9 protein-coding genes are annotated in these 15379 nt (G+C 72.3%); 2 read left to right on the forward strand and 7 right to left on the reverse strand.

Going from position 1 to position 15379, the window contains the following annotated elements:
* Together ACWD1Z_RS30360 and ACWD1Z_RS30365 are read right to left on the reverse strand one after the other, a co-directional pair.
* Window positions 1-712, reverse strand: a 712-nt coding sequence (locus ACWD1Z_RS30360; protein WP_451122902.1) for a maltotransferase domain-containing protein, incomplete at its 3' end; no start/stop codon positions are given.
* A gap of 232 nt (window positions 713-944) precedes the next feature.
* The gene (locus tag ACWD1Z_RS30365; protein WP_451122904.1) at window positions 945-1949 is read right to left on the reverse strand and encodes a S8 family serine peptidase; all 1005 of its coding nucleotides are present in this window, start codon (window positions 1947-1949) and stop codon (window positions 945-947) included.
* Window positions 1950-2287: 338 nt separating this feature from the next.
* On the opposite strand from ACWD1Z_RS30365, the gene ACWD1Z_RS30370 reads away from it, so the two are divergent.
* Entirely contained in the window at window positions 2288-4906 is a 2619-nt protein-coding gene (locus tag ACWD1Z_RS30370) for a glycosyltransferase family 1 protein (protein WP_451122906.1), read from the forward strand.
* Between the two features lie 18 nt (window positions 4907-4924).
* On the opposite strand, the gene ACWD1Z_RS30375 is transcribed toward ACWD1Z_RS30370, so the two are convergent.
* The 5 genes from ACWD1Z_RS30375 to glgX form a co-directional block, all read right to left on the reverse strand.
* Window positions 4925-5431 carry a DUF1990 domain-containing protein gene (locus ACWD1Z_RS30375; RefSeq protein ID WP_451122908.1) on the reverse strand — a complete coding sequence of 169 codons (507 nt, stop codon included), beginning with the start codon at window positions 5429-5431 and terminating at the stop codon, window positions 4925-4927.
* Between the two features lie 104 nt (window positions 5432-5535).
* Window positions 5536-7584: a M4 family metallopeptidase gene (locus ACWD1Z_RS30380; protein ID WP_451122910.1), complete on the reverse strand. Its 2049-nt coding sequence runs from the start codon at window positions 7582-7584 to the stop codon at window positions 5536-5538.
* Between the two features lie 286 nt (window positions 7585-7870).
* Window positions 7871-9712: an ABC transporter ATP-binding protein gene (locus ACWD1Z_RS30385; RefSeq protein WP_451122912.1), complete on the reverse strand. Its 1842-nt coding sequence runs from the start codon at window positions 9710-9712 to the stop codon at window positions 7871-7873.
* A complete protein-coding gene (locus ACWD1Z_RS30390; protein WP_451122914.1) occupies window positions 9712-11484 on the reverse strand; it encodes an ABC transporter ATP-binding protein in 1773 nt (590 codons plus the stop codon). Before ACWD1Z_RS30390 ends, ACWD1Z_RS30385 begins: the two co-directional genes overlap by 1 nt.
* Before the next feature lie 94 nt (window positions 11485-11578).
* Window positions 11579-13825: a glycogen debranching protein GlgX gene (gene glgX / locus ACWD1Z_RS30395; RefSeq protein WP_451122916.1), complete on the reverse strand. Its 2247-nt coding sequence runs from the start codon at window positions 13823-13825 to the stop codon at window positions 11579-11581.
* Between the two features lie 151 nt (window positions 13826-13976).
* On the opposite strand from glgX, the gene ACWD1Z_RS30400 reads away from it, so the two are divergent.
* The gene (locus ACWD1Z_RS30400) at window positions 13977-15221 is read left to right on the forward strand and encodes an Ig-like domain-containing protein (RefSeq protein ID WP_451122918.1); all 1245 of its coding nucleotides are present in this window, start codon (window positions 13977-13979) and stop codon (window positions 15219-15221) included.
* Window positions 15222-15379: the final 158 nt, after the last annotated feature.

Below are 15379 nucleotides of genomic sequence, written 5' to 3' on the forward strand. Positions count from 1 at the left end.
ACCACGACCCGTACAGGGCCCGCTCCCGCTCCACCAGCAGCGGCAGCGGATCGGACGCGGTCACCAACTCCCGCAGCGGATACCGCGCCAGCACCACGTCCACCTCGGGAGTCAGGGCCGCCGCGAGGCGCGCGGTCGCCGGGCGGGTGTCGTCCCTGAGGTGTTCGGCCGCCGTGAGGAGGATCTGCCGCTGTTCGGAGGGGACTTCGGTGGCGGCCCGCTCGTACAGCCGGGCGCCCTCCTCCAGGACCAGCTCCGTGTCCATGCCGGCCGGGATCTTGATCCGGGCGTGGTGGCGCCAGGTGGTCACCGGATCGCCCCACGCCTCCACCGTGTACGTCCACAGGCCCTCGGCGTCGGGGGTGACCTCGGCGCCCCAGCGGTCGGTGCCCGGCGCCAGTTCGCGCATCGGCGTCCAAGGGCCGGGACGGCCCTCGGGATCGCGCAGCACGACATTGGCGGCCACGGCGTCGTGCCCCTCCCGGAACACGGTCGCGGAGATCTCGAACGTCTCGCCGGTCACCGCCTTGGCGGGCCTGCGGCCGCGCTGGACGAACGGGCGGACGTCGAGAACGGGTATGCGCCCGACACCGCGAACGCCGTTCGCGGAGGGTGGCTCCGCGCCGGGCGGTCCGGCGGCGGCCGGGCGTGGTGCGGGAGATCGCTCGGGTTTGCGCGTCGTGGGTGCTGACGAGTGGTGCTTGGCGGGCATGACCGCTCCTGTCCGCGTCAACGTGGGCGGGCGGATGGATAGGGGGTGGGTCCTGCGGGATGCTGTTGTGGTCCACCTGTGGGGTGTCCCGGAGGAGCCTTCCCACCCTATTCGGGTGAGCAATCCGGCACTTTGTTAACTACTCACGCGTATATCTGCACACGGGACCGGCCCCGTCCGGCGAACGGGGCCGATCCTTCCGGGGCGTTCTCAACGGGGCGCGAACATGTCGCTACGAGCCCGGTACCTGGAGCAGTTCGTTCGGTGAGCCCGGCCCGCGCCCGGAGACCCTTCCGCTCACCGCCCCGGCCAGGAGCGCCTCGGACACCTGTGCGGGCGTGGCCTTGCGATGGTCGGCCAGATGGAGCGCGGCAGCGCCCGCCGCGTGCGGCGACACCATCGACGTACCGGACCGGGTGGCCCTGGCGCGGTCGCCCCTGGACGACGTCGAGGTGATCGACACGCCCGGCGCGAACAGGTCCAGGGCCGAGCCGTAGTTGGAGAAGCCCGCCCGCGCGTCCTCGCGGTCGGTGGCGCCGACCGTGATCGCCTGGCGCACCCCGGCCGGTGAGGAGAGACCGGCCGGGAGGCCGTCGTTGCCCGCGGCGACGGTGTAGGTGACGCCGGACGCGATGGAGATGCGTACGGCCGCGTCGAGCTGGGCGGTGGTGCCGGCGCCCGCGTCGTCAAGGACGCGCAAGGAGACCACCTGGGCCTTCTCGGCGACGCCGTACGCCGATCCGGCGACCGTGCCCGCCACATGGGTGCCGTGGCCGTTGCCGTCGCCCGCGGACCCGGGCGCGGTGTAGCGGCCGTCGAGCGGCAGGCTCGGCCGGTCCACGCGGTCGAGACCCCAGGACGGCGGGTTCTTCCGGGTGGTTTCCACGGCCACCCGGGTGTCCTGCGTGACCGAGGCGACACGCGGGTCGGCGGCGAGTCGGCGTGCCTGTCTCTCGCTCGCCCGGATCGCGTAACCGTGGAGAACGGCGCCGTAGGTGTGGCTGATTCTCGCCCCGTACTGTTCCGCCAGGCTCTTTCCGGCCACCGACGGAGCCCGCGTGCCCTCCGTGAGTGTCACCAGGTAGCTTCCGCCGACGGCGCCGGGTCGGCCGGCGCCGAGGATCCGCCCCTCCGGTGCGGCGTACGCGGGCGGGCTGACGGCCGAAAGCGCCGCGGTACAGGTCACCGCGGCCAGACCGCCCGCCCGGCGCCGACGCCGGGTTCGCGTCCGTGCCATGGTCCGAGTCCCCTCCTCGCTCGGCGTCCGGCCACCGCTGCCCGCCGGGCCGCACCCGGCGCGGGCCGGACGCCACGAGCAGCCTCTCGTGGCGGACGAAGTCGCCACAAGGACGCCTGCGGGGGCGGAATCGGCCATATCGCCGAGGGCGGATCCGGGAAGGTGACGGTGCTTTTCGGACGACGTGCGCGAGTGGTCCGGGTGGAGTCCCTCTCCAGGTTCGATGGAGACGCGGGGAAAGGCGCCGTGGTTACAAAGCGCCCGCACCGATACCGTGCAGATGATGACAGGACGCACACCGCCGTGCGTCCTCTTCCGCACGCCTGCCGAGGTGGAATGTGAAGGCGATCCGTCGATTCACCGTCCGTCCCGTTCTCCCCGAACCCCTGCGGCCGCTCAGCGACCTGGCGCGCAATCTGCGCTGGTCCTGGCACGCGGAGACACGCGACCTCTTCCAGTCCGTCGATCCCGAGCGCTGGGCCGCCTCGGGCGGCGATCCGGTACGGCTCCTGGGCAGTGTGGCGCCGGGAAGGCTGGCCGAACTGGCCGAGGACCGGCGTTTCCTGCGCCGTCTGACGGCCGTCGCCGACGATCTCCACGACTATGTCTCCGGTGACCGCTGGTACCAGGCCCAGTCCTCCGAACTCCCGGCCGCCGTCGCCTATTTCTCCCCCGAGTTCGGCATCACCGCCGCCCTGCCGCAGTACTCCGGCGGACTGGGCATCCTGGCCGGCGACCATCTGAAGGCGGCCAGCGATCTCGGGGTGCCGTTGATCGGTGTGGGGCTGCTGTACCGGCACGGCTACTTCCGGCAGAGCCTCTCCAGGGACGGCTGGCAGCAGGAGCACTACCCGGTGCTCGACCCCAACGAACTGCCGGTGGCCCTGCTCAGGGAGGCCGACGGCACGCCCGCCCAGGTCTCCCTCGCCCTGCCCGGCGGCCGCTCCCTGCACGCCCGGGTCTGGCTGGCCCAGGTCGGCAGGGTCCCGCTGCTGCTCCTCGACTCCGACGTGGAGGAGAACGACCTCGGCGAACGCGGGGTGACCGACCGGCTCTACGGCGGCGGCAGCGAGCACCGGCTGCTCCAGGAGATGCTGCTCGGCATAGGAGGGGTCCGGGCGGTGCGAACGTACTGCCGGCTGACGGGCCACGCGGAGCCCGAGGTCTTCCACACCAACGAGGGGCACGCCGGCTTCCTCGGGCTGGAGCGGATCGCCGAACTCTGCGACCGGGGACTCGACTTCGACTCCGGCCTGGAGGCGGTCCGGGCCGGGACCGTCTTCACCACCCACACCCCCGTCCCGGCCGGCATCGACCGCTTCGACCGCGAACTCGTCGCCCGCCACTTCGGGCCCGACGCCGAACTCCCGCGCATCGACGTCGAGCGGATCCTCCAGCTCGGCATGGAGTCCTACGCCGGGGGCGAGCCGAACCTGTTCAACATGGCGGTGATGGGCCTGCGCCTCGGCCAGCGCGCCAACGGTGTCTCGCTGCTGCACGGCAACGTCAGCCGGGAGATGTTCTCCGGGCTCTGGCCGGGCTTCGACGCCGACGAGGTGCCGATCACCTCGGTCACCAACGGCGTGCACGCCCCGACCTGGGTCGCCCCCGAGGTCTTCCGGCTCGGCGCCAAGCAGATCGGCGCCCAGCGCACCGAGGACGCCTTCACCGTCGGCGGTTCCGACCGCTGGGACGCGGTGGCGGACATCCCGGACCAGGAGATCTGGGAGCTGCGCCGGGTACTGCGCGAACAGCTGGTGACGGAGGTGCGCGAGCGGCTGCGCGCCTCCTGGCGGCAGCGCGGCGCCGGCAGCGCGGAGCTGGGGTGGATCGACGGGGTGCTCGACCCGGACGTCCTCACCATCGGCTTCGCCCGCCGGGTCCCGTCGTACAAGCGCCTCACCCTGATGCTGCGCGACCAGGACCGGCTGATGGATCTGCTGCTGCACCCGGAGCACCCGGTCCAGATCGTGGTGGCGGGCAAGGCGCACCCGGCGGACGACGGCGGCAAGCGGCTCATCCAGGACCTGGTGCGGTTCGCGGACGATCCGCGGGTGCGCCACCGGATCGTCTTCCTGCCGGACTACGGCATGGCGATGGCACAGAAGCTGTACCCGGGCTGCGACATCTGGCTGAACAATCCGCTCCGCCCGCTGGAGGCGTGCGGCACCTCGGGCATGAAGGCGGCGCTCAACGGCTGTCTCAATCTGTCGGTGCTGGACGGCTGGTGGGACGAGTGGTTCCAGCCGGACTTCGGCTGGGCGATCCCCACCGCGGACGGCTCCCAGACGGACCCGGACCGGCGCGACGACATCGAGGCGGCGGCCCTCTACGACCTGCTGGAGCAGCGGGTCACCCCGCGCTTCTACGAGCGCGGCCAGGGCGGACTGCCCGACCGCTGGATCGAGATGGTCCGCCAGACCCTCACCCTGCTCGGCCCGAAGGTGCTGGCCGGGCGGATGGTCCGGGAGTACGTCGAGCGCCTGTACACCCCGGCCGCGCTCGCCCACCGCGCGATGGACGCGGACTCCGCGCGCGAACTGGCGCTGTGGAAGGCGCGGGTGCGGGGGGCCTGGCACCGGGTGAGCGTCGACCACGTGGAGACCTCGGTCGCCACCACGACGGCGGAGCTGGGCACGACCCTGAGCCTGCGGGTCCGCGTCGGCCTCGGCGACCTCGTCCCCGACGACGTGGAGGTGCAGGCGGTCTCGGGCCGGGTGGACGCCGAGGACCGGATCACGGACGCGGCGACGGTCCCGCTGAAGCCGACGGGCGGTCCCGACCTGGACGGCCGCTGGGTCTACGAGGGCCCGCTGTCCCTGGACCGCACGGGGCCGTACGGCTACACGGTACGGATCCTTCCGGCGCACCGGCTGCTGGCGTCGAGCGCGGAACTGGGGCTGGTGACCGCGCCGTCGCAGGACGTGGTGGAGGGCGCCGGGGTCCTCCTGCGCTGAGGCGGTACGGCGGGGGCGTCAGCCGGTGTCGCCCCCGCACAGCCTGCGCAGCGCCGCCCCGCACCGCCGCGCGTAGGCCTGCTGCAGGCCGCGGCTGGCGGGGCCGCCCGCGCGGGCGTACCACTTCGCGGCCCGGCTGAAGGCGTGCACCGTCAGCCAGACGGTGCCGTCCCCGGTGCGGTCCACGACGAAGGACTCCTCGCCGCACTCCGGATGCCCGGGCAGCGTGCCGTACGCCCAGCCCGCCCGGCGGTGCTCCTCCACCGTCCAGACCACCCGGCACGGTGCCTTGATGACGCCGGCCAGGGTGACGGTGACGTCGACCCCGGGCGCCGCCCGTTCCGCGGAGGCTTCTATGCCGACGCCCACCGCCCGGTGCATGTCCCAGGTCAGCACCGCCTCGGCCGCCCGGCTGAAGACCTCGTGGCCCTCGCCGATGCGGGTGCGCACATGCAGGGGACGGAATCCGGGCGGGCAGAACTCGGGCTGCCGGGTGGCGCCGACATCGTCGTACGTGAAGGACATGGGGCCTTAGCCTAGGGCGGCCGGCGCCCGCGGGACGCAGCGGGCGCCGTCCCGGGGAGTCGAACCACCGGGACGGCGCCCTGGTCACAGGGGAGCGGGACGTTCTACGGGAACGTCAGCTTCCAGCTGTTGATGTAGCCGGTGTCGGCGGACGCGTTGTCCTGCACCCGCAACTGCCAGACACCGTTGGCGACCTCGGAGGAGGCGTTCACCGTGTACGTGGTTTTGATGTTGTCCGCGCTGCCGCCGGTGCCGTAGCCCTTCAGCGTGTACGCCGTGCCGTCGGGGGCGACGAGCTGCACCTGGAGGTCACCGATGTAGGTGTGGACGATGTCGACCGCGACCGCGAGGTTCGACGGCGCGTTGCCGGTCCGCCCCGAGACGGTGATCGACGAGGTGACCGCCGCGCCCCGGTCCGGGATGGCCACGTCGGCGGTGTTCTCGAAGGAGGTGCCGCCACCGCCGCCGCCGGGCCGCGCGCCGACCGCGACGCCCGCCCAGGCGTGCTGCACCGCCGCGTACTCGGGACTGGTGGTGCCGTACAGCTCACCGGCCGCCGCGAGGGTGCCGGTGCGGGCGCCCGCGTAGTTGGTGGTGGAGGTGAACTTCGTGGTGAGCGCGCGGAACCAGATCTTCTCCGCCTTGGCCCGGCCGATGCCGGTGACCGCAAGGCCGTCCGCGGTCGGCGAGTTGTAGCTGACGCCGTTGATGGTCTTGGCGCCGCTGCCCTCGCTCAGCAGGTAGAAGAAGTGGTTGGCGGGGCCCGACGAGTAGTGCACGTCGATCGAGCCGATCCCCGAGTACCAGTTGTCCTTGGACGAGCCGTCCCTGCTGGGCTTGTCCATGTAGCGCAACGGGGTGCCGTCGCCGTTGATGTTGATCTCCTCGCCGATGAGGTAGTCACCGACGTCGGAGGAGTTGTTGGCGAAGAACTCGACGGTCGCGCCGAAGATGTCGGAGGTCGCCTCGTTCAGGCCGCCGGACTCGCCGCTGTAGACCAGGCCCGCGGTGTTGGAGGTGAGGCCGTGGGTCATCTCGTGCGCGGCGACGTCGATCGAGGTCAGCGGGTTGGCGTTGCCCGAGCCGTCGCCGTAGGTCATGCAGAAGCAGCTGTCGGACCAGAACGCGTTGACGTAGTTGTTGCCGTAGTGGACCCGGGAGTACGCGCCGACGCCGTCGCCGCGGATGCCGCTGCGGCCGTGCACGTTCTTGTAGTAGTCCCAGGTCAGGGCGGCGCCGTAGTGCGCGTCGGCGGCGGCCGACTCCAGGTTGGACGGGCTGCCGTTGCCCCACACGTCGTCCGGTCCCGAGAAGAGCGTCCCGGTGCCGGAGGTGCCGCGGTTGAGGTTGTACGTCTTGTGGTTGCCGCGCGCGCCGTCGGTGAGGTTGTACGTCGAGCCGGACTGGGTGGTGCCGAGCGTCACCGTGCCGCTGTAGACGGTGTTGCCGGTGCCGGTCTCGATCGCCTCCCACTCGTAGAGCTTCTCGCCCGAGGTGGCGTCCGTGATGACGTGCAGCTCCTGCGGGGTGCCGTCGTGCTGGAAGCCGCCGACGACCGTCTCGAACGCCACCTTCGGGGTGCCGTTCGCCGCCCAGATCACCTTGCGGGGCGCCCGGTTGACGTCGGCGTCCTTGGCGTCCTCCGCCTTCGCCGCGGCCAGGGCCTGCCGCTCGGCCTTCGCCGCGGACACCGCCGCCTTGGTGGTGGCCGGCTCGATGGCCCTCTTGGTGGCCTTCACGACGGCCGCGGTGGCGTCCGCCTCGGTGCTCTTGACGACGAGGTCGCCGCCGAGGACGGGCAGTCCGTCGTAGGTGCGCTCGTAGCGGGTGTGGATCGTGCCGTTGCCGTCCTTGAGGACGTCACGGACGACCAGCTTCTCCTTGGCGCCCAGGCCCAGCTCCGCGGCGGTCTCCGCCTTGGTGGCGTTGGCCGTGCGGATCAGCTCGGCGCGCTGGGCGGGGGTGAGCTTGACCGACTCGGCGCCGGGGATGACCTTGCCCGCGGCCGACGGTGCCTTCTCCGGGGCGGCGGTGGCGGCGCCCGACTGGACGGCCGTGGCGATCAGGGCGGCCACGCCGACGAGGGCGGCTGCCGCGGCCCGGCGGGTGGTGGATCTGTGGGGGGTGCGTCTGTCCGAGGAACTGCTTCTCAAAACCGACTCCTTCTGCGCGGCCGCGGATCGCGCGGCCAGGGGAGACCGTCCGGCGGGTGGGCCGGGCGGGCAGAGCAGCGGTACGCAGAACGACGTGCGGGAGCGACGGCCGTGCGCAGCGGGCGAACCTATGGGGTTGCTGTGCGGCGGCCGTGGGAAGAGTGGCAGGAGATCAGTACTCCTGTCAGGGGCGCGTCAGAAAGTTGGCCGGAAATCGTTCGTTGTCCGGGAATTCATGTTCGCTATACGAACCCGTTGGATCTACGGCCGCGCACCCGCCCCGGCGCTACGCCAGACTGTCCCGCCACGCCCGGTGCAGATCCGCGAACCGCCCGGTGTCCGCGATGAGTTCGGCGGGCGAGCCGTCCTCGACGATCCGCCCGTGCTCCATGACCAGCACCCGGTCCGCGATCTCCACGGTGGACAGCCGGTGCGCGATCACCACCGCCGTACGCCCGTGCAGCACCGTCGCCATCGCGCTCTGCACCGCCCGCTCGCCGGGGATGTCCAGCGAGCTGGTCGCCTCGTCGAGGATCAGCACCGCGGGGTCGGCCAGCAACGCCCGCGCGAACGCGACCAGTTGGCGCTGACCGGCGGAGATGCGGCCGCCCCGCTTGCGTACGTCCGTGTCGTAGCCGTCGGGCAGGGCGCTGATGAACTCGTGCGCGCCGATCGCCTTCGCCGCCCGCTCGATGTCCTCCCGGCTCGCGTCCGGACGCCCGAGGGCGATGTTCTCGGCGACCGTGCCGGAGAACAGGAACGCCTCCTGGGTCACCATCACCACCCCGCGCCGCAGTTCGGGCAGGGACAGCTCGCGCAGATCGACCCCGTCCAGCAGCACCCGGCCGTCGGTGGGGTCGTAGAACCGGGCCAGCAGCTTCGCCAGCGTCGACTTCCCGGCGCCGGTCGAGCCGACCACCGCGACCGTCTGCCCGGCCGGAAGGGTGAGGTCGAAGGCGGGCAGCACCTCACCGCCGGTGCGGTAGGCGAACCGCACCCCGTCGAAGACGACCTCGCGCCCCGGGTGCTCGGACTCCAGGGCCGGGAGCTGCCTGGGCGCCGGCGGTTCGGGGACGGACGGGACCTGGGCCAGCAGCCCCGCGATCTTCTCCAGGGAGGCCGCCGCCGACTGGTAGGAGTTCAGGAACATCCCGAGCCGGTCGATCGGGTCGTACAGCCGCCGCAGGTACAGCACCGCGGCGGCCAGCACGCCGAGCGCCAGCGTGCCGCCCGCGACCCGGTAGGCGCCCCACAGCACGATCGCCGCGACGGCCGTGTTGGCCACCAGCCGCGAACCCACCACGTACCGGGCCATCTCCAGCAGCGCGTCGCCGTTGATCCGCTCGTGCCGCTTGTTCAGTACGGCGAAGTCGGCGTCGTTGACGGCCTCGCGGCGGAAGGCGCGCACCGGCCGGATGCCGTTCATCGTCTCCACGAACTTCACGATCACCGAGGCGATGGCCGTCGACCGCAGCCGGTACACCCGCCCGGCGCGCCGCTGATAGTTCCGCATGAGCAGGAACAGCGGCACGAAGGAGGCGACCGCGACCGCGCCGAGCCCGAGGTCCAGCCAGAGCAGCAGCGCCGAGATGTACACGAACGACAGGATCACGGTGACGAGTTCCTGGAGCCCCTCGCTCAGCAGCTCCCGCAGCGACTCCACGTCCGCGGTGGACCGGGAGATCAGGCGGCCGCTCGTGTAGCGCTCGTGGAAGTCGATGCTCAGCGCCTGCGCGTGCCGGAAGATCCGGCCGCGCAGGTCCAGCAGCACGTCCTGGTTGACGCGGGCGGAGGCGATCACGAACCCGTACTGCAGGGCGCCGGAGGTTGCCGCGCAGAGCAGATAGCCCGCGGCCACGGCGATCAGCGGGCCGTGGTCGCCCTGGCGGAACGCCGGTACGGCCCGGTCGAGGGCGTACGCCACCAGCAGCGGGCCCGCCTGCACGGCCGCCTGCTGGACGAGCAGCAGCAGCGTGGTCAGCGCGACCCGGGCCTTCATCGGCGTCAGCAACGAACGCAGCAGCGCGCCGGTGGCGCCCGGGGGAGTGGGCAGGACGTCCCGGTCGAACGGGTCGCCGGTCTCCTCGGGCCGGTCCTTGGACGGGGCGGTGAGGGTGGGCGCGGTCATCAGGGTGCCTCCGCTCCGGACATCAGACGGGCGTACTCGGCGTTGTCGCGCAGCAGTTCGTGATGGGTGCCGACCGCGGCGATCCGGCCGCGGGACAGCAGCGCGACCCGGTCGGCGAGCAGCACGGTGGACGGCCGGTGCGCCACCACGATCGCGGTGGTCCGCGCGAGCACGTCCCGCAGCGCGGCCTCGACGGCGGCCTCGGTGTGCACGTCGAGCGCTGACAGCGGATCGTCCAGCACCAGGAACCGCGGCCGTCCCACGACGGCCCTGGCGAGCGCCAGCCGCTGCCGCTGCCCACCGGAGAGGCTGAGCCCCTGCTCGCCGACCTGGGTGTCGGTGCCCTGCGGCAGGGAGTGCACGAAAGCGGCCTGGGCGACGGCGAGCGCGCGGTCCAGCTCCGCGGCTCCCGCGGTGCCGTCGGCGCCCATCAGCACGTTCTCCCCGACGGAGGCGGAGAACAGGGTGGGTTCCTCGAAGGCGACGGCGACCTTGGAGCGCAGTTCCTCCCGGGACATGGCCCGGATGTCCTCGCCGTCCAGGGTGATCCGCCCGGAGGTGACCTCGTGCAACCGGGGCACGAGCGCGGTGAGGGTGGTCTTGCCGGAGCCGGTGGCACCGACGAGGGCCATGGACTCGCCGGGGCGGATGTGGAGGTCGATGCGGTCCAGGACGGGCGGGGAGCCGGGCGGGGCGTCGGGGTAGCGGAAGCGGACGCCCTCGAAGACCAGGCCCGCCGCCCCGGCCGTGGCCCGCCCCGGCGCGCGGCGCTCCGCCGATTCCGGCGCCTCGTCGAGCACCTCGAAGTACCGCTCCGTGGCCGTCGCCGCCTCCTGGCTCATCGCCAGCAGGAACCCGATCGACTCCACGGGCCACCGCAGGGCGAGCGCCGTGGACAGGAACGCCACCAGCGTGCCCGCCGACAACTGCCCGTCCGCGACCTGCACGCACCCCACCACCAACGCCGCCCCCACGGCCACCTCGGGCAGCGTCACGATCACCGCCCAGATCACCGCCAGCAGCCGCGCCTTGCGCAGCTCGGTCCCGCGCAGCCTCGACGACAGCTCCCGGAACGCCCGGGCCTGGCTGCGGTGCCGCCCGAACCCCTTGATGATCCGGATCCCGAGCACGCTCTCCTCGACCACGGTCGTCAGATCCCCGACCTGGTCCTGCGCGCGCCGCGCCACCTCGGCGTACCGCCTCTCGAAGACCACGCACATCACGATCACCGGCACGGCGGGCCCGAGGATCACCAGTCCCAGCGTCCAGTCCTGGAGCAGCATGAGGACCACGCCGACCAGGATGGTGACGCCGTTGACCAGCAGGAAGGTCAGCGGAAACGCGAGGAACATCCGCACCAGCATCAGATCGGTGGTCCCCCGCGACAGCAACTGCCCCGACGCCCACCGGTCGTGGAAGGCGACCGGCAGGCGCTGCAGATGCCGGTACAGGCCCGCCCGCATCTCCGCCTCGACATGCGACAGCGGCCGGGCCACCAGCCACCGCCGCAGCCCGAACAGCAGCGCCTCGGCGAGCCCGAGCAGCAGCAGGAACAGCGCCCCGAGCCACACCCCGGCCGGATCCCGCCCGGCGACCGGCCCGTCCACCATCCACTTCAGCACGAGCGGGATCACCAGGCCCGTGCATGAGGCGAGGATCGCCACGAACGCGGCGGTGAACAGCCGCGCCCGCACGGGGCGGACGTACGGCCACAGGCGCAGCAGGGTCCTGACGGCGGAGCGTTCCTCGGCGGGTGCGGGTGTCGTGGGCATCAGCAGCGAGCCTACGGATCGCCACTGACAACGCCCACCGAGTTTTGGCCCGGTTCGCGGGACACGGCGCCCGTCAGCCCACCACCCTCAGCCCTCAGGCCACCACCTTCAGCAGCAGCACCGCCCGCGCCGGCACCGTGATCGCCGTACCCGCCCGGTGGACCAGACCCGGCGCCGTGTCCTGCTCCTCCCGCGCGGTGTCGACGACCACCTCGTACTCCTCCGCCCACGGCGGCGCCGGCAGCACGAAGCTCACCGGCTGGTCCCCCGCGTGCAGCACCGCCAGGAAGCTGTCGTCGACGATCGGGGCGCCCCGCTCGTCCCGGCCCGGGATGTCCCGCCCGGAGAGGTACATGCCGAGCGTGGCGGCGGGCGCGTACCAGTCCCGTTCCGTCATCTCCGTCCCCCGCGCGGTGAACCAGGCCAGGTCCCGCAGCCCGTCCGCCGAGTGCGCGCGCCCGGAGAAGAAGGCCCGCCGGCGCAGCACGGGATGCCGGTGGCGCAGCTCGATCAGCCGGGAGGTCAGCTCGAGCAGCGCCTTCCAGCCGGGGTCCTCCAGCAGCCCCCAGTCCAGCCAGCTGATCTCGTTGTCCTGGCAGTAGGCGTTGTTGTTGCCGCGCTGGGTGCGCCCCAGCTCGTCGCCCGCCACCAGCATCGGCACGCCCGTGGACAGCAGCAGGGTGGTCAGCAGGTTCCGCAGCTGCCGCCGCCTGAGCTCCCGTACCCCCTCGTCGTCCGTCTCGCCCTCCGCGCCGCAGTTCCAGGCCCGGTTGTCGTCCGTGCCGTCCCGGTTGCCCTCGCCGTTCGCCTCGTTGTGCTTGCGTTCGTAGGAGACGAGGTCGCGCAGCGTGAAGCCGTCGTGCGCGGTCACGAAGTTGACGGAGGCGTACGGCCGCCGCCCGCCCCACGCGTACAGGTCGCTCGACCCCGACAGCCGGTAGCCGAGATCCCGCACGTCCGGCAGCGCGCCCCGCCAGAAGTCCCGTACGGCGTTGCGGTAGCGGTCGTTCCACTCCGTCCACAGCGGGGGGAAGGCGCCCACCTGGTAGCCGCCGGAGCCCACGTCCCACGGCTCCGCGATCAGCTTCACCCGGCTCAGCAGGGGGTCCTGGGCGATGACGGCGAGGAACGGCGAGAGCATGTCGACGTCGTGCATGGAGCGGGCCAGCGCGGCGGCGAGGTCGAAGCGGAAGCCGTCGACGCCCATCTCGGTGACCCAGTAGCGCAGCGAGTCGGTGATCAGCCGCAGCACATGGGGCTGGACCACATGGAGGGTGTTGCCGCAGCCCGTGTAGTCGGCGTACCGGCGCGCGTCCGACTGCAAGCGGTAGTAGCCCCGGTTGTCGATGCCCTTCAGGGACAGGGTGGGGCCCAGCTCACCGGCCTCCGCCGTGTGGTTGTAGACCACGTCCAGGATGACCTCGATGCCGGCCTCGTGCAGCGCCCGCACCATCCGCTTGAACTCGCCGACCTGCTGCCCCGTGGTCCCGGAGGCCGCGTACCCGGCGTGCGGGGCGAAGTAGCCGATGGAGTTGTAGCCCCAGTAGTTCTTCAGGCCGCGCCGCAGCAGATGGTCCTCGTGCGCGAACTGATGGACCGGCAGCAGCTCCACGGCCGTCACGCCCAGCTTGACCAGGTGCTCGATCGCCGCCGGGTGCGCGAGACCCGCGTACGTCCCGCGCAGTTCCTCGGGGATGCCCGGGTGCAGCCGGGTGAAGCCGCGCACGTGCACCTCGTAGATGACCGAGTCCGCCCAGGGCGTCTTCGGCCGCCGGTCGTCCGTCCAGTCGTCGTCGTCGTGCACGACGACGCCCTTGGGGACGTACGGCGCCGAGTCCCGGTCGTCCCGGACGGTGTCCGCGACCTGCTGCTGCGGCCAGTCCCGGACATGGCCGTACACCTCCGGCGGCAGCCCGAAGTCGCCGTCCACCGCGCGGGCGTACGGGTCGAGCAGGAGCTTCGCCGGGTTCCAGCGGGCGCCGGTCCAGGGGTCCCAGCGGCCGTGCACCCGGAAGCCGTACCGCTGGCCCGGCAGCACCCCGGGCACGAAGCCGTGCCAGATCTCGTGCGTCAGTTCGGTCAGCTTGGCCCGGGTCTCCTTGCCCGCGTCGTCGAACAGGCACAGCTCGACGGCTTCGGCACCGCCCGCCCACAGCGCGAAGTTGGTACCGGCCACCCCGTCCGGGCCCACCCGGAAGCGGGCGCCCAGCGGGGTGGGCGCACCCGGCCACACGGGCATGCCCGGCGTCCGGCGCGGCGCACCGTTCAGTAGGAGGGCCCCCGGCCCCTCGGCGGCCCGCTCCTGAGCCACTGCCTCACGCTCGGCTGCGCTGCTGGACACCCTTGGCCTCCCACGGCTCGCTGGACGACGTGCAAACGGGCATGCAAGACCCCGGCAGCGGCTCCCCGTCGCGTCGTCCTCCCCACTGTTCTGCCCAGCGCTTGGCTCGCACTCACGTTTCCCCGGAGCGTGCCCGGTCGTTGGGCTCCTCGTGAGGCATGCACAAGGGCGCGCGCGGCGCGCGAGGGTCGCACTGGCCGCCGTACTGACATGGGCAGGACTGCTGGCCGGAGCCGCCGGCTGCACGTCGGAGACGACCGGAGGGGCCGGCCTCGGCGGGCTCGGCAAACCCCGGGCACCCGAGGAGGTGATCCGCGTCTTCCCGGACGACGGCAGCCGGGGGGTGAAGCCCGACGCGAAGCTGCGGGTGGGGGTGCCCAGCGGGCGCCTGGAGTCGGTGCGGGTCGTCAAGTCGCAGGACGCGCAGGAGACCCCGGTCCCCGGGCAGATCTCCGCCGACGGACTGCGCTGGGAACCCGACGACCGGCACCTGGCGCTGGCCGCCCGCTACACCGTCGACGTGGTGGCGCTGGACGGCCACGGCCGCCGCTCCGCCCGGCACACCACCTTCACCACCCACGTCCCCGAGGAGCGGTTCATCGGGTACGTCTCCCCGGAGAACCGCTCCACGGTCGGCACCGGAATGATCGTCTCCCTGGAGTTCAACCGGGAGATCGAGAACCGCGCCGCCGTGGAACGCGCCGTCCGCGTCACCGCCCGCCCGGCCGTCGAGATCCGCCCGCACTGGTTCGGCAAGGGCCGCCTCGACTTCCGCCCCGAGCGGTACTGGAAGCCCGGCACCCAGGTCACCGTCTCCCTCAAGCTCCGTGACGTGGAGGGCGCGCCGGGGGTCTACGGCCTGCAGTACAAGACGTTCTCCTTCACCGTCGGCCGCCACCAGGTCTCCACCGTCGACGCGGCCGCGCACACCATGGAGGTCCGGCGCGACGGCGACCTGCTCGCCACCGTGCCGATCACGGCGGGCGCCCCGAAGACCACCACCTACAACGGCAAGATGGTCGTCACCGAGATGCTCGAGGTCACCCGGATGAACGGCGCCACGGTCGGCTTCACCGACGACGACGGCAAGGGCGAGTACGACATCCCGGACGTCCCGCACGCCATGCGGCTGACCGAGTCCGGCACCTTCCTGCACGGCAACTACTGGGCGCCGCACGCCTTCGGGAAGGTCAACGTCAGCCACGGCTGCGTGGGCCTCAGGGACGTCAAGGGCGGCGGCTCGGACACCCCGGCGGGCTGGTTCTTCGACCGGAGCCTGATCGGGGACGTGGTCGAGGTCGTCCGCAGCAAGGACAAGAAGGTCGCTCCCGACAACGGCCTGGGCGGCTGGAATATGGGCTGGAAGGAGTGGAAGGCCGGAAGTGCGGTGAAGTAACAGGACAGGGGGCCACTCGACGCACGTTTCCGTCGAAGTCGGTACTGAACTCGGTACGGAACGGTGACAATCCAGGGGCGCCGCGCCAGATGACCTTGTGGTTAATATGCGCCGAGCGCGTGGCAGACGCGCGGGGGCGGGGGCCTGACCAGGCCCGG

The sequence above is a fragment of the Streptomyces sp. NPDC002784 genome, from assembly GCF_053592135.1.

What these genes read in the sequence shown, in the direction of transcription:
- ACWD1Z_RS30390 (WP_451122914.1), bottom strand. Translation starts at nt 11,484, where the DNA reads ATGCCCACGACACCCGCACCCGCCGAGGAACGCTCCGCCGTCAGGACC.
- ACWD1Z_RS30375 (WP_451122908.1), bottom strand. Translation starts at nt 5,431, where the DNA reads ATGTCCTTCACGTACGACGATGTCGGCGCCACCCGGCAGCCCGAGTTC.
- ACWD1Z_RS30385 (WP_451122912.1), bottom strand. Translation starts at nt 9,712, where the DNA reads ATGACCGCGCCCACCCTCACCGCCCCGTCCAAGGACCGGCCCGAGGAG.
- ACWD1Z_RS30365 (WP_451122904.1), bottom strand. Translation starts at nt 1,949, where the DNA reads ATGGCACGGACGCGAACCCGGCGTCGGCGCCGGGCGGGCGGTCTGGCC.